This window comes from Bacillus cereus group sp. Bce041 (assembly GCF_052646455.1).
In genome coordinates this window covers 14,547-34,004 of the sequence record NZ_JBQXON010000004.1, presented here as the reverse complement: position 1 = coordinate 34,004, position 19,458 = coordinate 14,547, and the positions used below count along the sequence as shown (strand labels likewise).

Below are 19,458 nucleotides of genomic sequence, written 5' to 3'. Positions count from 1 at the left end.
ATTATTAAATTTAACATTATTTCACATTTACCCCACTTAACAAGGGAATTACAATTAATAAATAGAATATCTCTATGAATAAATAAAAAGTGAGGGATATATAATGCAACGTGTAAATACGATTGATATTAGTAATGTACTACAATTGGAAAAAACTCTTTCGACTTTATTAAATAAAATGATTTCTTCAAAACTAGACCTTGAAAATTGGTTAAAAGAGCAGTCAAAAGTAATTTGGGACATCGAAGAACAATTAAGATCACATTACATCGCCTTTCAATGTAATACGGATGATGAAGAAATAAAGGATACTTTTGAACATGATCAACAATTTGTAAAGCCACTTTTAAAGCGATATCAAAATTTATTGGATAATAAATATTTAGAGTCACCTTTTCGAATGGAATTAGATTCTAATGTATATGGTTTATTAGATACAAAAATAAAAAATGCTCAAAAGTTATTTTGTGAGGAAAATATCGAATTAGAAATAAAGGAAGACAAATTAGTCACAGAGTACTTTGAAATCACTGGAGGATTAAGTGGAATTTGGGACGGAGAAGAAAAAACGATAACAGAATTACAATCCTATTTACAAGATTCGAATCGTGACACCCGTAAAAAGGCAAAAACCATTATTTCTGAACAATTTTTATCTGTTGAAAAAGAACTCCAAAACATATTAAATCAATTAATTGAAATTCGCCATCAAAAAGCAAAAAATATTCAACTAGAGAATTATCGCGATTATATGTTCAAAAAATACGAGCGTTTTGATTATTCAGCGATAGATTGCTATGAACTAGCTGAATCCATACGTAAGTATGTTGTGCCTCTTAAAGATAAAATATTGTTAGAGAAAAAAGATAAACTGCAATTGGATACGCTTTGCCCGTGGGATGTATCAGCTGTAACTCCAGATCAAAAAGTACTTAAACCTATTGCAAATGAAAATGATTTAATTGAAAAGAGCACTCATATCTTTAATAAACTAGATGTTGAATTTTCAGCACTTTTAAACCGAATGTATAAACACAATTGTCTTGATTTAACAAGCCGCAAAGGAAAAGCAGCTGGTGGCTTTTGTGAGTACTTACCCGCTTCACAATTATCTTATATTTTTATGAACTTAAATTATACACAAGATGATATTATAACTTTTATACACGAAATGGGGCATAGTATTCATAACGAACTCATAAAACCATTAAAATTACGACAGTATATAGAAATTCCAGCTGAAACAGCTGAGCTAGCCAGTATGACAATGGAGTTATTCTCGCTTAATTATTGGGATACCTTCTATACAGACAAAAAAGATTTAAAACAAGCAAAAATTAACTTCTTTAAAGATGTTATTTCATATTTACCTATTATGCTTATTGTCGATCAATTTCAACACTGGCTGTATGAAAATCCAAGTCATACTTCTGAAGAAAGAAATGAAAAATACTTACAACTTCAAAAACATTATCAGTCTAGCGTCATACATATTGATGGCTACGAAAACTGGATAGCAACGAGTTGGTTACCTGTACTCCATATTTTTGAAGTACCATTTTATTATATTGAATATGCGATCGCCCAACTTGGTGCATTACAAATGTATAAACAATATAAAGAGGATCCTAAGCAAGCGCTAGAAAATTATAAAAAGGCATTATCACTAGGAAGCTCGCAATCTATAAAAGAAGTGTATGATGCAGCCGGTATTCGTTTTGATTTTTCTGGTGAAACAATTAAAGAACTAATGCTATTTGTAGAAAAAGAATTAGAATTACTTGAGCAATTATAAGAAGAAAGCTGCACCTATATTTTTGGTGTAGCTTTCTTCTTTATTTTATTAATCAGCTCTATGTACTGAGTATCTCCATATCCGATTGTTGGAAAAAGATAAAACAACTTTATTAATAATTCACGAGTTGATAAATCTTTATTTTTAGAGATGAATTTCATTACTGCATTATCTTCTGTTAACATTTCTAAAAATAAGTCTATAGCCTGATACATTACAGGTGGTACCTTATGAGAGGTCTTTTTATGGTTTACTAATACTTCATTGTATATAGAAGAATACTTCCCCAATTCAAGTTCAATTTGATTTACTTTAAATTCATCCTCTCTAAAGCTATTTAAGTATACCTTCCCTTCATAAACAGACTGTTCAAGGTGAGAAAGTATGGTAAGTAGGTTCATTTGACAAAACATATCTTCACCAAACCATAAAACAATACATTTATAATTTTTCGTAAAAAGTTTTTCTAACGGATCTATAACCTTTTTTGTATAACTTTCTACGGAACTGTTATGTCCTTCCGCTCTTGTTTTAATAAACTCTTCATTAAAAACTTGAGTAGTAGCAGGGTTCACACACATTGCCTCATTAAATGGTGCATAATCAGAATCACCCATTAGCTTTTTATTTTTAAATTCTTCATACATAACTTGACCATTTAATATGTTAAGTACCTCTTTATCAAATAGCTCACTCTTCCTATTTCGTAACTGTTCAACCTCTATTTTTCTAGAAATATTCATTTTAAACGCCCCTTCTTTATTTAAATTTAGTTTAACAAATGATTGGATAGGCATTTTGTTAAGTTGATATTCTCTTGGATTCATTCCAAAAACATTTTTACATATTCGATTTAGCCGTTCCTATTTATAGTGCGATAGAATATTCATTTGCTGGAAATGGGAATATCGTTGACTATGAGTATTCTATTACAAAAGCACTATTTGAAGGCTACCAAGAGGAAAATGAGCTACCAAAAGAGATGAAAGACAAGTTTCCGTTATTTATTAAATTAAAGGAGATTTTTGAATATAGCTTAATGCATATGTATTGGGATAAAGAAGAATTAACGGAGGAACAAGTACGGATTATGAACCTTTATAGGATGAAGATCGAAAATAAGAATACCTATATCAATATTTAAGAATGCCGTTGTTTAACTGCAAGGAAACTTTGGTTAAACAACAGCATTTATTAATTAGCTGACAACCTTTTTTATGACTTATAAATACTGATTCAATAATCTTCTCAAATACACTTCATTTTGCGGTGATACTTTTTCAGAAAATCTAGCTGCAATAATTATAGGAGCCCATTGAAAAACTTCATCTCTTGATAAGCCGGTACGACTGCAATATATATGTAAATACATCTCAGCTAATTCTACCGAAGATTGTGAGTACAACAAATATGTTCGAAATACATCTGCGCGAATATCCCCTGAACTAGCATCTACCCAGTCTATAACTTTCACTTTCTCTTCCTTACTCAAAATTAAATTAAATGGATGGAAATCTCCATGACATAGCCTAAAATCAAATGTAATAGAATCTAATTTTAGTAATATGTTTTTCTTTTTGTTTTCATCCAATTTATGTACAGATTTAATTTGACTCTCTAACCTTTCCCTCATTAACTCCATTTCATCTGTATTTACATGTATAGCATGGATTTTTTTTTGCTCATTAACACAAAGGCCGATATAACGCTCTGCCTCATTTAAATTATTAAGCAGAAGATCACCAATGTTGTCCCCTTTTACATGTTCCATAATAATTGCCTGTCTATTTTGTATCTTTATTACTTCAAATACGTTTGGAACTGGCAGCCCGCATGAATACGCATATTTTTGTTTTTTTGCTTCATTCATAGACTCTGTATCTGGGAGGTAATCTTTAAATAATTTTACAACCTTATCATCAGTTAAATAAATTTCTGCAGTATTCCCTTTTGCAATTGGATTACCTAAAACCACTTCATTTCTCCCCTTAACATAAATTAAAATAACACCTTGTACTTCTCTTTAAATTCACTGTAACCCTAGCTAAAACCTTCTTCACGAATATACAAAAAACTTACCGCTTTTCATCCTTAAATAGAAAGCGGTAAGTTTAATTGTTTAGGAATATCAGAATGAAACTCTGATGTATGCACAATTGAAAATGTATATCCTTGCTCAATAAATGATACTTCATTACGTTTACATTCAAATGATACACTATTTTTCTTAAAGTTATTTTGGATTCGCTGTAAAAATGCGACGTCTGGTGTTCCGAAAGAAACGTATACTTTCGGTGATAGAGCTTTCATCGCGATTGGAATCCAAGGTCGCTGCCACCAAGTCGCGACGATATATGCAGTGCCACCTATAACAAAGTTAAAAATATCCCCATCTTCCATCGTTTTCATATTTAGATTTGATTTTAACCATTCCGTAAAAACAGGTACACTTTTAACAGGAAGACCAATTTCCCTTACGTATAAAATGTTTAAAGGTGAGTGTGGTACTAATACATCCTCTTTAACATAACTATGTGCGATAATTTCGAGTAGATTTCCATCTCCGTCTTTAAAGTATAAATTGAATAGACCATTCTCTTCACCAATTACATTTCCATTTTGCCATTTTACAATGAGTAATCCAGAGTCCTTTAACCATTTTGCTGTTTCATGGAATTTTGAATATGGGATTTCAAAAGCAAAATGTGCAGGTGCGATTGGTTCATACACTTCTTGAAAACTAATTGTTGTATAAGGTGTTACTTCAAATTGAATGAAGGATGCTGTTTCTTTTTTTATTGGAAAAGATAATATGTCCTTATAAACTTGTTTTACCCCTTCTATGGAAACCGTTTGTAGTTTTATATCTGATATATGTGTAATCACTTTACATTCCCCCTCATTTCTTATTATCTATTCGTATTGTATTACACTTATAAATAGATAAAATCAAACGGAAGGATGGATTTTTCATATAGAAACTACAACTTTAGTATGAATATGTTAGCTCCAATTATTTTTTATTTCCGCTATAACAATTTCTGGTTTATCCCAGTGCAACATGTGTGTAGTATCAGGAATTACTTTTACTATACTGTCCGTTTTCTCTTTAAAAACATTTGCTGTCTTATCTCTATAATCCGCCCAAACTTGTGGGACTGTAGCTCGAAGTAATACAATATTAGCCGGTAGCTTCTCATATATATCTATTGTTTCATCTTTATGCATACCTCTTATTATATTACTAGCTGTATTTCCCCTGGCATGCCACCATACTTTATTATCCATTTCGATCCCTAGATCCTTTACAGCAACTTCTAACAATGAAGACCACCTAGTATAAGCTGCTTTTTCACTTTTGAAAAATTCGTCCCAATTATTAAAAACGTATTCATCAAAGTCCTTTTCATAATAAGCAATTTCTTCTTCCAACGTTTCTTCTTTAAGCCTTTTTGTTTGATATCCACCATCAATAAGAATACTTCCTTGTACTTTTTCTGGATGATTTAACAAATAAAATAACGCTACAAAACTTCCCCATGAATGTGATAGAAAATAGAAGTATTCGATTCTCAATTCATTTATTATTTCATTTAACCAATTTGCTAAATTGTGCATCTCATAATCTTCTGTTCTTTCAAATGGGGGTGTTTTACCATGTCCAGGTGCATCAACGGAGATAAATCTATACTCTTCTTTTAATTCCTCAGCAATTTCTATAAAACTTAAACTCGTACTACCTAATCCATGTAAACAAAAGATAACGGGCTTCTCATTATTCCCCCATTCAGTAATATGTACATTTATTTTTTCATTGCTAATATAGTAACGTTTCAAAACATTTATCCTCCATATTTTGATTTTTTAATTTACACTTTATTTATTTCTATTATTTTCAAGTATTTCCTGTATTCTTTTCCACACAAAAAGCTGCTTTTCTTTAAATGAAAAGCAGCTTTTACACTAAAATACATTATAATTTAACAGCAATAATCATAAATCTTTTTGAATTAGTACGAATCCCTTTTTCAGAACTATACGTATCAATGAACTTTTGTAAAATAGTAAAATCCTCTTCCTGTTCTCCGAATCTAGGAATAATAGGGGTATGTTTTAATAAGAAAATGAGATCTTCAGACCTACTGTAATAATCAGTAACATCATATTCACGTACTTGCACGAGATCAAATCCTGCACTAATAAGTTCATTCATATAATTTTCTTTTAAAGTACCATCCCGTTCACCTAAGCATTGTCCTCTACCAAATGCTTCTTTCAGGTTTAATTTATCATTCTCACTTACTTGTTGTGTTAAGAAAAAGGCACCCTTTTTCATTACTTTCGCTAACTCAGATGCCAGAAACGGGGCATGACAACTTGAAGCAATATCAAAATGTGCATGTGGAAATGTTAAAGCTTCAGAACCCATTTGAAGAAACTCAACATTTTGTACACCTGATTTTTTCAAGTTAGAATGTGCCGTTGCAATCATGCCGTTAGAATTATCAATTCCAATCAACAATTTAGCTGATGATGCTATGTTAAGTACATTTTCTCCTCCGCCTGTACCAACATCAAGTAAAATATGTGATGGTTTACACCTTTCTTTTACCTCACTATAAAAGTCCCTTGTATATCCTACAGTTTCACATTTTATTTTGCTAAAATCCCATCCATTTAATCTTCCTACTTTATCATAGAAGCTTTTATACTCTAATTCGTTCATCTTATTACTTCCCCTTTGTAAAAATAAATTAAATATGTATAATAACCTACGACACTCCTTAATTATATATTATAAAATACAAATTATTAAAACAACATTTCCCTTCACACTACAATAAGTTTACATAACATTTTTATGGTTTATCTTTATCTATATATTCTAAATGCCCTCTTCCCCAACTACACATACTATCCAAAACAGTACTGACTGTTTTTCCATGTTCAGTTAAGCTATATTCTACTTTAGGTGGTATTTCTTGATAAATTTCGCGTTTTATTAGTTGATCTTGCTCTAATTCACGTAATTGCTTCGCTAACGTCCCTTGAGATATATCTGGTATCAATCGCTTTAATTCACCAAAACGTTTCATTCCATCTGTTAGCAAAATAAACAAAATAAGTGACTTCCATTTCCCACCGATTATTTGTAATGTTGCTATTACCCCTTTTAACTTCGTTTCTTGTAAATCCATTTTTCTCACCTCTCCTCAGATATCATAAAGTGAAACTTTAATCAGTGGGGGTTTTGTTCATCCCACACTGATTATTAGTTGAACCAATCGGGCTTTTACGGGCAATTGATCTCTTACCTAACTTCCTTGCATTTTCCTAACTTTGAGGTGAGAGTTTTACTGCCCGTTAATGCGGGATAAACCATATTTAGAAATTTTTCCTATTACTTATCCGCATGTATAGCGATTAGTACGAAATTTGCGACTATGTACATATAAAGTGCGTACTTTTCACTTGCTCCCTTTTAGCGAATAATAAAAGCATAGCACAGTTAGTTATATTCTAAATTTTTTATTAAAGGAGTGGCTAAAATATGTCTATTACTACATTAAAAAATAGCCGTATTGTTATCATTGGCGGGAGTTCTGGTATTGGATTAGCAACAGCAACACAAGCAATTAAACAAGGCGCACATGTTATTATTGCCGGACGCTCGGAAGAAAAATTAAAAGTTGCTCGAGAAGTAATAAATAACAATCGTCTCCAAACTTACGTATTGGATAATCAAAATAAAGAGCAATTACAAAATTTTTTCAAGACAGTTGGGAACTTTGATCATTTATTCACACCGGGAGCCTCTTACACACTTGGACCAATTACCTCTACAGAGGAAATTGCTGAAAGTAGCTTCATCGGAAAGTTTTGGCCTCAATATTATGCCGTAAAATATGCAATTCCTTTTCTTTCAGAATCTGGATCAATCGTGTTAATGTCCGGTGCATTTAGTCAAAGACCACTTAAAGGCGCACCTGCTTATGGCGCTTGCAATGGTGCTATTGAAAGTTTAGGGAAAGCTTTAGCTGTTGAATTAGCTCCTTTAAGAGTTAATGTTGTTTCTCCTGGAACAATACAAAGAGAAAATGAACAAAATGAAAATAGACTAGTTGCTTACGAAGCTTATAAATCTCTTTCACTTGTACAGCGAGCTGGATATAATGATGAAATTGCACATACTGTCCTATATTTAATGCAAAATAGTTTTACTACGGGTAATGTATTATTTCCTGATGGAGGGTACACATACCATTAAATTATTTAAGAGAAAAGCCCCTTATTCCGGTGGATTTTGTTACTAATGTAAACATTGCTGAAATTTCCAAAAAGATGGTTGCATTTCTTTATTACCAACAGGTTGGTTTTTAGAAGATTCATTAAAGGAATCCATTATAATCCGCTCATTTTGTACATTTGCAAATTCAATCGTGCTAGTAGTTGACGAATCAAATCAAGAAGTAATTTATCTTGATATTTATGGATAAGTTTATAAAGAAAAAAGACATATAAATAATGCCTTTTTTCTTTATCTTCATTTAACTGGATAACAAACTTCTGTAACCCACTTATTAGGATCCGATTCCATCGCTGGGCTCACATGATAAATATTAAACATCGGGCCTGCTAATTTGTAACCTTCTGTCTCAATCCACTTTGCCGCAGCCTCATTTACAGCTGTCATCTGTTCATAACTTCCATTAACTGTTATAGAAGCTACATTAGTCGATTCCATATTTTTAAATGTAACGTCTTTTGTATTTTCGTGCTTACCTAGAATACTTAGCTGTATTTCTATATCTACATCATTTTCTTTGTATTCACGATCATGGAAAACTGCAATACTATAACTCGGTTGGGCAATACTAATATTTTTCATTTGAATTTCTTGCATTAATACACTCCATAAATCACCTTCGCAATTATACGATGGAATAATCTTTCTAACACTAGCTACAGTTCTTTCTGGAATTTCTTTTATTGAAACATGATAATTCATCTCAACAACATCCTCTCTCATCGTTTTCATTGAGTCTTCGAGGAGACGTAATTGTTTTTGGAGGTTATTCATGTCTTCTTTAATTTGAGCACTACGATTTAAAAATTGCTCTTTTATGCTATCTATATTATCGCATTCTATTATTTCTTTGATGGTAGCAATATTAAACCCCATAGCTTTTAATGTTTGAATTTGATTTACCTTTTTTAATTGGTCAGCTGAATAAAATCGATATCCACTCTGCTCATCGACTTTTACTGGTTGTAATAATTCCACTTTATCGTAGTGTCTCAACATACGTATACTAATGGAAGATAGTTTCGAAAAATCCCCTATTTTAAACATGATTTCCTCCTATAAGTTACATCTACTTTGAAGCTCAACTTCATCATAAACAATGACATTATGTGAGGGTCAACTATTTTTAACGATTTAAATAACAATTTAACATGTTATATTTATATAATTAAAAACCTATATTCCTGTTTTTATGACTACTGCAATTGACAATCCATCACTAGTTATTTTTCTCCAGACATTCATAAACCGCCATCATATCTCGTTTATCCAACTCACGTATGCGATTAAAAATTGATATTTGCGCAACAGCTTCTGTTAATAAGCTTTCATCCACAACATCACTTACTTTTCCAGTTAACCACGTTTGTACATCCACGCCCTCAACAACTTCTTTTAACCCTTCGTCATTAATACCACTTGCATTACAAGTTACACATGGAATTGTTAGTTTAAAGACACCATCATGTAGATTATCTTCGGTTATCACTTTCTTACCTTTACAAAATGGACATGGATTACTTTTTTTAATTTTATTAATTTGAGTAACTAATTTTTTGTATCCAAACGCTTCGTATACATACGTAAGTTTTTTATATTTACCATTTGTGAAATACTTATCTATAATGGCTTCTCTCGTTTCATAAACATTAGGGAAATCACAAACAGTTACCTGATTATTAACACTAATGGATTCGATATTTCCTTTTATTTCGCTCCAGAATGGTAAGACATTTTGTAACACCATTTCATAGTTTGAAAAGCTTGCTTGTTCTAATTCAAACATTTTCAATGCAACTTGTGCTTTTCTTGGCAATAAAGAAACATCTTCCGTCAATACCATATCGCCACCAACAATAGACTTCAATGTAACAAGTGCCGGTAAATCACCAACTGTTTTCAATACTTTATTAATAGGCTGATTGATTATTTCACGAATATCTACGTTACCAAATTTAAGTGGCTTATGATGATTTAAAACCGTCCCCTCACAAATTGGACATTTCATCATTTTTTTTGAACTCTTAATTTCTTCTTTAATAGGTGCTTTTGAAATAACAATATATCCACCAATAATTGTATTAAATCCTACCCATGTTCTGCGTGTCTTTCCTTTTTTATCATAAAATGATTTTTCAAAATATCCGTACCAAAACGTATGCTTTTCTTCTTCTGACATATCATTATAGCTCTTTGATAAATCGTGACCAAGCTCATTTTTTATTTCTTCGAATAGAAATTCTATTTTTTCATGCTGATAAAATTTTAATACCTTCATGATTTCTGGATCGAATAGCCCATCCCAAAATGGAACACTTTTATCTTGAATGGCAATATCTTTATCAAAAACTTCAATTTGAAGACGTCCAGAACAAGATAGACAATGATTGTCCTGTGAATAGAAATCAAAACTTCTCGTATCTTTATTAATTGGATGAGCAGCTACAATATGATTAATTAATCCACCAATCTCATATAAGAAACTATATTGACTATATAAATGTCTTTCAAGATCAATAGCAATAACAGGTGCGATTGTATCAGATTCATATTCACCATAAATTAACCTAGCCATTGATGATAAACTTTTTAAAATACCGCCCTTATAAACATTTTCGGCATTTTTAAAATAGTTAATATGATTTTCTTCTAAATAGTGAACTCCTTTTTTCTGCTTAAGCATTGAAGAGATATTTATTTTCTTTGTGCTATTCACATTACTTTTTTGACGATAGTAATCCTCATGATTAACAACATCCAAATGCTCTACAGATTCATTCTGCCTTTTTCCAAAATCAACTATATAATCAGAGCTTTCTAACATGTAACGATTATGCTCAATCATAATGATAGAAACTGATTCATCTTGCAGAATACCTCTAATACTATCGATAAATTGATTTAAAATATTTTGTGATAAACCTTTTGAAGGCTCATCAAAAATGAATAATGTATGTGGATTTCTAGTGTTTGCAAATAATTCCGAAACTAAATGAACACATTGAAACTCACCTGTCGATAATGTTTGTGTTTTTCTCTCTAATGTTAAATAGCCAAGTCCTAATTTAATTAGTAGGCTCAAACGTTTATAAGCGATATCTTCATTTGGAAGTTCATCAATAATATCCTCAATCGAGCGCTCAAAAATATCATCAATGTCTTCACTATACTTTGTCAGTTTCTTTTTAATATCTAGGAAAGTTGCTACAGTTGATCGACTTGTAATTGATTGATTTCGGTCTTGTCCTACCATAACTAATTTATCTTTTGGATATCGTTTCAAAAAATCTGTAGCTAGACATTCGTTGACAAGTGTAGATTTCCCACATCCTGATTCTCCTGTAACTGTTACAAGCCTGTTTTTAGGAATTTGAAACTCCTCCATTTGGATATTACGGCAATATAAATCATAGAATGTATAAAATTCTGTTGGTATTTCTTTATTTCGATCCCACAGTATTGACTTTGGTCTTGGTGATTCTTCCACAATTTTCCCGCCATATTTTCCGCTACCAGGTCCAAAAAACAATTGCTCATCAGATGTATCTAGTACTGTATCTGAATGATCAATAAGCCAAATTTGATTTTTACACCCTAATCGTTTAATCTCTTCTAAAATTTGTAATAAAGTTTCATGATCAAGTCCAACTGAAATCTCATCAATAATAATTACAGCATTTTCACTTACTGCCATGAATTCGGCCAAATAAAGTCGTGTTAACTCTCCACCTGATAACGTACCCATAATTCGATTTAATGTTAAATAACCAATGTTCATATTAATAATATTTTGCAGTATATGCTGTTTTTCTTCACTAATATTTAACTCTTTTGCTAGTGAAAGAATAGATTCAACACTTAAATCATTAATATTTGAAATTGAATGTGGCTTGGCCAACAAATCAATTTCATATTGTTCAATTTCTTCACTATAACGTTTTCCCTTACATTTTTTACACTCAACATTTTTTGTAGTACCACGGCCTTTACAACCAGTACACCAGCCTAATTGATTATTAAATGAAAAGACCTCTGGAGAAAGATTAAAAACTTCAGCAAGTTTTTCCCGAATCTCTGTAAAAACACCAGTATGAGTACCAATCGTTGAACGCGGATTAGACGAAATCGATGATTTTCCTAGAAAAAGTACTAAAGGCATTTCTTCCATCTTAATGGCACTAAAATTTGTTTCCATAATGTTAGGAAATAAATATTGATATTCAGCCTTTGGTAATAAAGAAACTAATCGTTTTTTTGATTCTTCACCAATTGTTTGGCAAAAAGTTGTTTTACCCGATCCAGATAAACCAGCAATTCCAAACGATTTATTAAACGGTATAGTTGCATCTAATTTATTTATGTTATTAGCAATTAATTGATTTACTTTCATATTAACCTCTATTCTTATTTATTCACAAAAGCATTTTTACAATATAATAATTACATAATGAATATTACCTATTATGCAATTATCCTCTCACTTCATGAATCTTATCCTTGTATATTTCAAACCACAGTTGCCATTCATCTTTAGAAAATTCTTTCTCTTCTCCTTCTAAAACGAAAGAAAAAAGATTTAAACAAATATGCCAACCAGCTACATCTCTCGGTGTATGATCTGTTAATTCATGAATGTACTCTTTAAGAAGTAAAAGAGTACCATTTTCCTCATTATGTATTTCAAATCTGACACGGTCTTTATCCCAAGTAAATTCAAGTACTGAGTTTAGTTGACACTCTAAAATATCAATATTTATGAATGAACCGTCCATCATGTCGAACTTTATTATTCCAGCAGTTTTAAGGCTTTCAATCTGTAAATTGGGCATCCATTTTTTCAGCTTACTGTTTTCTGTTAATACAGACCAAACTTCTTCTGCCGTATATGGAAATTGGCGTTCAAATTTTACAATATATCCATCAGTTAGTTTCCTAATTTCAGCTATCATTTTGATTGTCTCCTTATATAGAATATATGTTCCCATTTCATTTTACACGAATATAAATATAAAATAAATATTTATGTCAACGAAGTGTTAATTTAAAGTGAATGGTGCTGAGAAAAACTTAAATATTTTCTAAATCGAATTATATAATATTGAAAATTAAATATAGATTTATGTACAAATAAAAAAGCCGCATTTGCGACTTATGAAATCATAGGATTAACTCCTTTTTTTGTTGAATGATTAGCGCTTAATCGCATCGACAATTAGCGATGGAAAACCAAGTTTATCGCCTTTATTTCTAGAATCATACCTTTTCGAACGGAAAATAACACCGTCGTTTGCATCCCATTCGTTGTAATAAAACCGACCATTTTCATCACAATATTCAAGTAAAACTACCTCGAATCCAGCAGTTTCAAACATTTTCGTTAATGTTATATAATTATGAACGATTTTATGACTTGCTGCTGGATGATCTTTCGGACCGGGGCCCCCTATTTGAACTATATTTTGATATGCCTCATCCTGAAAGAATGCATCAGGGACTCCGCACCGAATATGACCAGATGGTTTTAAAAATTCATAACAAATTTCAGCTGCTCTTACACCTTCTTCAAAAGTAAGGTGTTCCCATACATGCTCAGCTAAAATAGCTGAAATAGAGTTGTATTCAAATCTTTCTTCCCACGTAGCTTTATCTAGTAAGTTAAGTTCATCTTCTTGCGTTTGAATCCAACCTGGATTATTATTAAACACTCCAGCTCCGACAACTACTTTAATTTCGTCTTGTTTTATTGCCACCATGTTCACCTCTTAAATATTTTAATTCATTAATATATTCTATGTTTACTATTATCCTTCCTCCTTTAACAAATTTAGTACCATGAGTCCAGTACAATACCGAACTCATGTCCTAAAAACTCTCTAACGTAACGATCTGTCTAACTCTATAAAATTAGTTCATAATATACGATTTTTCTTACAGAAATATAGCACACCAAACATTAGCATAATACCAATTACGTAAAAAATTGTTGTTCCGCTCCCACCAGTATTAGGAATTACCCAATTATTCTTCGCATTTTTCACTGTTATTTTTTGTGTCTTTACTGCTTCTGTAATTTCTATTTCTATTGGATCCCTAAGTAACATATATCCGTTTGGCGCTTTTATTTCTTTTATCGTATATTTTCCAAGTACTAATTGACTGGAAATCACCTTTCCTTTTTCATCCGTTGTTAATCTAGCCACTTCTTTACCCTCTTTATCTAAGACTTGAAATATAGCGCCTTGTAGTTTTAAATTGATATCCTTATCATCAACTTTCTCAATTTCAAATTGTCCAGTCGGATCTGGTAATTTCTTATTTCCTATTTTAATTTCTACTACTGCATCTTTTTCTACTTTTACAGTTATTTTTTCTTTTAATAATTCGTAACCTTTAGGTGCTTCTACTTCCACTAAGGTATAGTTTCCTATTGGTAAGTCTTTTGATACTACTTCTCCTTCTTCATTTGTTACTAGTTCTCCAACTATTTTTCCTTTTGAATCTTCTATATGAAACTTTGCCCCTGCTAGTTTTTTATTTTTATCACTTATGTCTACTTTCACAAGCTTCATTTTCCCCATTGGATCTGGCAATTTCTTATTTCCTATTTTAATTTCTACTACTGCATCTTTTTCTATTTTTACAGTTATTTTTTCTTTTAATAATTCGTAACCTTTAGGTGCTTCTACTTCCACTAAGGTATAGTTTCCTTTTGGTAAGTCTTTTGATATTACTTCTCCTTCTTCATTTGTTACTAGTTCTCCAACTATTTTTCCTTTTGAATCTTCTATATGAAACTTTGCCCCTGCTAGCTTTTTATTTTTATCACTTATGTCTACTTTCACTAACTTCATTTTTCCCATTGGATCTGGCAATTTCTTATTTCCTATTTTAATTTCTACTACTGCATCTTTTTCTACTTTTACAGCTATTTTATCTTTTAATAATTCATAGTCTTTTGGCGCTTCTATTTCTACAAGGGTATAGTTTCCTTTTGGTAAGTCTTTTGATATCGCTTCTCCTTCTTCATTTGTTACTAGTTCTCCAACTACTTTTTTATTTGAATCTTCTATATGAAACTTTGCTCCCACCAATTTTTTATTATCATTATTACTATCAACTTTTTTTATTTTTACTTTTCCAGTACTAGGCTTGTTCCAATGTTGCCAGTTAAATTTGAAATTGTGAAATTCAAATCCACCAGTTTGTTGTACCGCGCCGACAAATGCTTGTCCATTAATCGAGCCGCCTTTTGTTTCTAATACAGCATTTGGGGCAAACACACTCCCAACGACACCATATCCCTCTGTTGTAATTTTTTTCGCATTTGGAAAAACCCAAATCACTTTCCCGTATAGCTCAGTAAACGAGGAATTAGGAGAATATGGTTGTGATGTAGGAACTATATCTGTAGCCCTTCCAATATTGTTCGTGTCATATAGAATAGATCCATTTTTAAATGTAACCTCTGTTGCATCCGAATACATAACAATAAAATCTTTGTCCTTAGCATTTGGTAAAAATACATCTCTTATATCTAAATTAATTTTCCCTGTCAATTCTGATGAAACATAAATATTAGGATTGTTTATATCTTTTCCGATTCCATGACTCATATTTGGAATTGGGGTATTTGTTTGATATTGACCTGCATTTTTACTGACTTGGTTCACTATATTGCGAAATTCATTAAATTTCGCGTCAATTTCTAGTTTTTCTTTATAAACGATACGATCATAAGAGGATTGTATGATGCGATCTGGATCACTCTCTTTTGTCATTACTACTATTCCGTTTTGAATGATAAAAGATTCTTCTCTTGATTTCTTAAATTTTCCAGACAATAACAAGGACGGATATCCCTCATCAACCCATTTTTCACCTACTATATTAGATGTTCCCGCTGCAGCACCTACAATTGTATACCCCGATGCATCCATATCACCTTGAACTGCAATTGCTCCTTCAATGTCGCCACCTATTGCTTTATGGTTACCAAAGACAACTGCATTATAACGCGATATATCACCTAGACCTTCTAAGTTTGTCGTGGATCCATATGCTTCTTGTGGTACATATACGACAAAACTTACACTTAACATTAACAAAACAATAAAATGAATACTTACCAGCTTTAATCGTAGCCTCAATTCCTTTGTTCCCACCTTTACCGTATTTTTTCTATAGTCGAATAAAATGACATGTTTATCAATGAGGATTTACTTCATTCCCTATATACCTTCTTTACTTATCTCTGAATTTCCGGTCCCAATGTCCATTAATGCAGGATAAATAAATACATTCTATCGAGTTAACCTTTTCTTATAAATTACGACTAGAAACACACATAACAATAGGATTGGAACTATTACAGTCCACTTATTAAATATAAATATCTCTGTAGTCATTTTTTGTTTTTCTTTCTCGTTTAACTCCACACGCACACCTCGAACTAGCAATCTATTGGTGTTTACTCCATAAGGCGTACACGTAATTAAAGTTGTATAATCTTTATTTTCTACAATTTGTAGATCGTCCGTTTCGTGTGGTAACACTACTTTAATTTGATCTACTTTATAAGCAAGAACTTTGTCTAAAGAATGAATATAAAAGAGATCTCCTTCGCTCAACTTATCTAAATCTGTAAATAATTTTGCTGATGGTAAACCACGATGCCCTGTTAAAATAGTGTGCGTATTTTCTCCACCTATCGGGAGCGAAGAAAAATCTAAATGACCTATCCCGCGGCTCAATACTTCCTCAGATGTCCCTTGATAGATTGGCAGTTTTATATTAATTTTCGATATTTCAATATACCCCATTACATCTCCTAAATTTAACGCATCAGCATATGCTTGATGATTACTTTTTTTTTCAGAAAATGGATCAGTAAATGTTTTCGTGGAAGTGTGAACTTGTTTATTATATTCGGCTGCTTCTTTTTCCCTACGTTCGACTTCTTTCTTTTGTAGCGCTTTGATCTTCTTATCGTAAGAGCTAATCTCAGAATAATGTGCACGAGTCGCCAACCAATTACTAATAGTAGGATATAAAAAAACACCTAATCCAAATAAAAAAATACCTCCCAAAACAAGATTTCGTTTCATATTTCCACCTCTGTATATGCTTAAATATCGAAAAGAGGGAAGCATTTTGCTTCTCCCCTTTTCCCATAGTTACATGTTCCTAAAATCTTAATTATTAGCAAACTTTTTTCTAAAGAAAACAAATGCCGCTGTAACCATTAACGTAAGGCCTATTACAGTAAAAAGAGTCGTTCCTATGCCACCCGTTACCGGAAGAACCCATCCACTTTTATTATTTTCAATCGTTAATTTAACCGTTTGATTATTTTCGCTAATCTTTACATCAATGGGATCTTTTAATAATTGATAAGAAGCTTTTGTACCATCTTCTTTTGTATATGTTGGTGCTTTCGTTTCAAAAATTTGATAGTCTCCATATGGAATGTTAGACCATTTAATAACACCATTTTCATCTGATACACCTGTTACTTCTTTTCCTGCTACAACAACTATTTTTCCATTTTTATCTTTAAGTACATACTCTGCACCTTTTAATTTATTCTTATTAGCACCGTCAATTTTTGTTAACTCAATTATTCCAGTTGTCGGAACAACAACTACAGGTTTAGATTCCTTTTCTCCAATTACATCATTTTTATTTGTAAAATCAATTTTTGCTGTATTTAAAATTTCCGAACCAGATGGTACTCCTTCTTTTACTTGAGATTTAATTTGCAAATGAAATTCGTTTTTACCATCTAATTTTGTGAAATCTTTTACTGTAGCTGTTACTTTTTGACCTTCTATAGCTACCTCTACAATGCTTGCATTTACTTCTGCTCCATCAATTTTCACGATTGGCTTTCCTTGAATCACTAAACGATTATCCAAAGTATCTGTTACCACATATTTTTTGTATTCCTTAATGTCTTCTGGAATTAATGTTTTAATATCATAATTATAATTAGTTAACGGATTGATTGGTAACGCTTCCAATTTTCCGTTAATCTTTTTATCAATTATTGGTTCTTCATAGTTTTTCACTTCTAATTTAACTACTGTACCAGAAGTAATAGTTCCATCTTCATTAATTGTTCCGGAGTTCTTAACAAAAAACTCACGTTTAGTTGGATCTATTACATAGCCTTTCGGAGCTTTTGTTTCTTGGAAATAGTATTCTCCATACACCAATCCTTGCACGCGAATATGACCATTAGCATCTGTTACTAACTCTTTTTTCACTTCTGTACCGTCTTTTTTAAATAAAGAGAATACTGCACCTGCTAATGCTTTTTCATTTACACCAGTTTTTATTAAATCCACTGCACCACGTTTAACCTCATTTTTAGGATACATGTGAACATCATAGTTTAGCACCTTACCCTCTTTATTCGTTAATGGGATATCCACTGTATACGTATTGGGATTTAGATTAACATGTGGAGGTCCTGCCACTTCTTTCACCTCATAACGTCCTAGCGGAAGATCTTTTAATACAGCTTGTCCGTTATCATCTGTTACTACTTGATTTGGAGTGGCTCCCATTACAGGTTTCACATCTTCTTTCACGATTTTCCCATCGTTTGAAATTTTTTCAAAAGAAGCAACCCTTTTCACTTCAAACGTTACACCTTTTAATGGTTTCGCATCTTTTGGCACCTCTTGATTTGCAGAACCGTCACCTTCTAGTCCCTGCGCTCCATCTTTTTCTTGTTCATACTTATGAATCGTTAAAGTACCTTTAGATGGTGAATCTGCCTTTACTAATACACTAGACCATGTAGAAAATGTTAAGAATAACACTAAAAGCACACTAAATATTTTTTTCATTTCTCTTATCCCCTTTACTACTTCTATCATTTTAAAAATCTCTTTATTACTATTACCTTCTTAAAAGCAATAGTGTGCCAAGTATCAGATTTAAACGAATAACATAAAACATAGTCGTCCAACAATCCATTGTTTACAATCACTTATTCACTTTTCTTATCTTCTATTATTACGTTGTCTCTCCACATGATATATGTAATTTTCTCCCCTAAATTACACGTATATCTCTACTTCAAAAATCATTACATTTGTTACATAATAGCTTTCACTGCTAATTTCGACTAGTCACTTACTGTCAATCTATTCATTTCTCACTTCCTATCCCTATTTAAAATCCAACCTTAATCATTTTTAATACATATAAGTAATAACCAACAAATAAGTGTGACGATTCATATTTTACGCTACTGTCCAAAACTATTACCTGTATATTCAAATAATATGTGCTATTCATGTTAAATTATGGTATTATTCTTAGAAGTTTATAACTTTTATTTATATTT

The 19,458-nt window shown here is 31.7% G+C and carries 16 protein-coding genes; 3 read left to right on the top strand and 13 right to left on the bottom strand.

Annotation, left to right across the window (positions count from 1 at the left end; all coding sequences use genetic code 11):
• The first annotated feature begins 103 nt into the window (after positions 1 to 103).
• Complete coding sequence (locus ACUN13_RS14310; RefSeq protein WP_409531982.1) at positions 104 to 1,795, top strand: M3 family oligoendopeptidase; 1,692 nt, start codon at positions 104 to 106, stop codon at positions 1,793 to 1,795.
• Positions 1,796 to 1,809: 14 nt separating this feature from the next.
• Here ACUN13_RS14310 and ACUN13_RS14305 read toward each other — a convergent pair whose 3' ends face one another.
• Positions 1,810 to 2,622, bottom strand: coding sequence for an AraC family transcriptional regulator (locus ACUN13_RS14305; protein WP_409531981.1), 813 nt, complete (start codon positions 2,620 to 2,622; stop codon positions 1,810 to 1,812).
• On the opposite strand from ACUN13_RS14305, the gene ACUN13_RS14300 reads away from it, so the two are divergent.
• On the top strand, positions 2,613 to 2,939 hold the full coding sequence (locus ACUN13_RS14300; RefSeq protein WP_002006075.1) for a hypothetical protein: 327 nt from the start codon (positions 2,613 to 2,615) through the stop codon (positions 2,937 to 2,939). The genes ACUN13_RS14305 and ACUN13_RS14300 overlap by 10 nt on opposite strands.
• 78 nt (positions 2,940 to 3,017) lie before the next feature.
• On the opposite strand, the gene ACUN13_RS14295 is transcribed toward ACUN13_RS14300, so the two are convergent.
• The 5 genes from ACUN13_RS14295 to ACUN13_RS14275 all read right to left on the bottom strand — a co-directional run bounded on the left by ACUN13_RS14295 (position 3,018) and on the right by ACUN13_RS14275 (position 6,993).
• Positions 3,018 to 3,770, bottom strand: a complete 753-nt coding sequence (locus ACUN13_RS14295) for an aminoglycoside phosphotransferase family protein (RefSeq protein WP_409531979.1) — start codon at positions 3,768 to 3,770, stop codon at positions 3,018 to 3,020.
• A 116-nt stretch (positions 3,771 to 3,886) separates the two neighbouring features.
• A complete protein-coding gene (locus tag ACUN13_RS14290) occupies positions 3,887 to 4,681 on the bottom strand; it encodes a VOC family protein (protein WP_000627924.1) in 795 nt (264 codons plus the stop codon).
• 117 nt (positions 4,682 to 4,798) lie between these two features.
• Positions 4,799 to 5,632, bottom strand: coding sequence for an alpha/beta fold hydrolase (locus ACUN13_RS14285; RefSeq protein ID WP_000833454.1), 834 nt, complete (start codon positions 5,630 to 5,632; stop codon positions 4,799 to 4,801).
• A gap of 136 nt (positions 5,633 to 5,768) precedes the next feature.
• The gene (locus ACUN13_RS14280; RefSeq protein WP_409531977.1) at positions 5,769 to 6,521 is read right to left on the bottom strand and encodes a class I SAM-dependent methyltransferase; all 753 of its coding nucleotides are present in this window, start codon (positions 6,519 to 6,521) and stop codon (positions 5,769 to 5,771) included.
• Positions 6,522 to 6,654: 133 nt separating this feature from the next.
• Entirely contained in the window at positions 6,655 to 6,993 is a 339-nt protein-coding gene (locus tag ACUN13_RS14275) for a winged helix-turn-helix transcriptional regulator (protein ID WP_000365541.1), read from the bottom strand.
• A gap of 353 nt (positions 6,994 to 7,346) precedes the next feature.
• Here ACUN13_RS14275 and ACUN13_RS14270 point away from each other — a divergent pair, with 353 nt between their 5' ends.
• Entirely contained in the window at positions 7,347 to 8,063 is a 717-nt protein-coding gene (locus ACUN13_RS14270; RefSeq protein WP_445423856.1) for an SDR family oxidoreductase, read from the top strand.
• A gap of 276 nt (positions 8,064 to 8,339) precedes the next feature.
• Here ACUN13_RS14270 and ACUN13_RS14265 read toward each other — a convergent pair whose 3' ends face one another.
• The 7 genes from ACUN13_RS14265 to ACUN13_RS14235 form a co-directional block, all read right to left on the bottom strand.
• Positions 8,340 to 9,149, bottom strand: a complete 810-nt coding sequence (locus tag ACUN13_RS14265; RefSeq protein ID WP_025688582.1) for a MerR family transcriptional regulator — start codon at positions 9,147 to 9,149, stop codon at positions 8,340 to 8,342.
• A gap of 172 nt (positions 9,150 to 9,321) precedes the next feature.
• Complete coding sequence (locus tag ACUN13_RS14260) at positions 9,322 to 12,492, bottom strand: ATP-binding cassette domain-containing protein (protein ID WP_342761847.1); 3,171 nt, start codon at positions 12,490 to 12,492, stop codon at positions 9,322 to 9,324.
• A 79-nt stretch (positions 12,493 to 12,571) separates the two neighbouring features.
• Positions 12,572 to 13,051: an SRPBCC family protein gene (locus ACUN13_RS14255; RefSeq protein WP_025688578.1), complete on the bottom strand. Its 480-nt coding sequence runs from the start codon at positions 13,049 to 13,051 to the stop codon at positions 12,572 to 12,574.
• A 240-nt stretch (positions 13,052 to 13,291) separates the two neighbouring features.
• Positions 13,292 to 13,855 (bottom strand): class I SAM-dependent methyltransferase, encoded by a 564-nt coding sequence (locus ACUN13_RS14250; protein ID WP_000225721.1) that lies wholly within the window; start codon positions 13,853 to 13,855, stop codon positions 13,292 to 13,294.
• Positions 13,856 to 14,011: 156 nt separating this feature from the next.
• Positions 14,012 to 16,249, bottom strand: a complete 2,238-nt coding sequence (locus ACUN13_RS14245; protein ID WP_445423855.1) for a SpaA isopeptide-forming pilin-related protein — start codon at positions 16,247 to 16,249, stop codon at positions 14,012 to 14,014.
• A 153-nt stretch (positions 16,250 to 16,402) separates the two neighbouring features.
• The gene (locus ACUN13_RS14240; RefSeq protein WP_088344674.1) at positions 16,403 to 17,206 is read right to left on the bottom strand and encodes a class C sortase; all 804 of its coding nucleotides are present in this window, start codon (positions 17,204 to 17,206) and stop codon (positions 16,403 to 16,405) included.
• Positions 17,207 to 17,293: 87 nt separating this feature from the next.
• Positions 17,294 to 18,955 (bottom strand): SpaA isopeptide-forming pilin-related protein, encoded by a 1,662-nt coding sequence (locus ACUN13_RS14235; RefSeq protein WP_242278105.1) that lies wholly within the window; start codon positions 18,953 to 18,955, stop codon positions 17,294 to 17,296.
• Positions 18,956 to 19,458: the final 503 nt, after the last annotated feature.

Coding starts and splice junctions, on each gene's coding strand:
- ACUN13_RS14310 (WP_409531982.1), top strand. CDS start 104: ATGCAACGTGTAAATACGATTGATATTAGTAATGTACTACAATTGGAA.
- ACUN13_RS14305 (WP_409531981.1), bottom strand. CDS start 2,622: ATGAATCCAAGAGAATATCAACTTAACAAAATGCCTATCCAATCATTT.
- ACUN13_RS14280 (WP_409531977.1), bottom strand. CDS start 6,521: ATGAACGAATTAGAGTATAAAAGCTTCTATGATAAAGTAGGAAGATTA.
- ACUN13_RS14275 (WP_000365541.1), bottom strand. CDS start 6,993: ATGGATTTACAAGAAACGAAGTTAAAAGGGGTAATAGCAACATTACAA.
- ACUN13_RS14270 (WP_445423856.1), top strand. CDS start 7,347: ATGTCTATTACTACATTAAAAAATAGCCGTATTGTTATCATTGGCGGG.
- ACUN13_RS14265 (WP_025688582.1), bottom strand. CDS start 9,149: ATGTTTAAAATAGGGGATTTTTCGAAACTATCTTCCATTAGTATACGT.
- ACUN13_RS14260 (WP_342761847.1), bottom strand. CDS start 12,492: ATGAAAGTAAATCAATTAATTGCTAATAACATAAATAAATTAGATGCA.
- ACUN13_RS14255 (WP_025688578.1), bottom strand. CDS start 13,051: ATGATAGCTGAAATTAGGAAACTAACTGATGGATATATTGTAAAATTT.
- ACUN13_RS14250 (WP_000225721.1), bottom strand. CDS start 13,855: ATGGTGGCAATAAAACAAGACGAAATTAAAGTAGTTGTCGGAGCTGGA.
- ACUN13_RS14240 (WP_088344674.1), bottom strand. CDS start 17,206: ATGAAACGAAATCTTGTTTTGGGAGGTATTTTTTTATTTGGATTAGGT.
- ACUN13_RS14235 (WP_242278105.1), bottom strand. CDS start 18,955: ATGAAAAAAATATTTAGTGTGCTTTTAGTGTTATTCTTAACATTTTCT.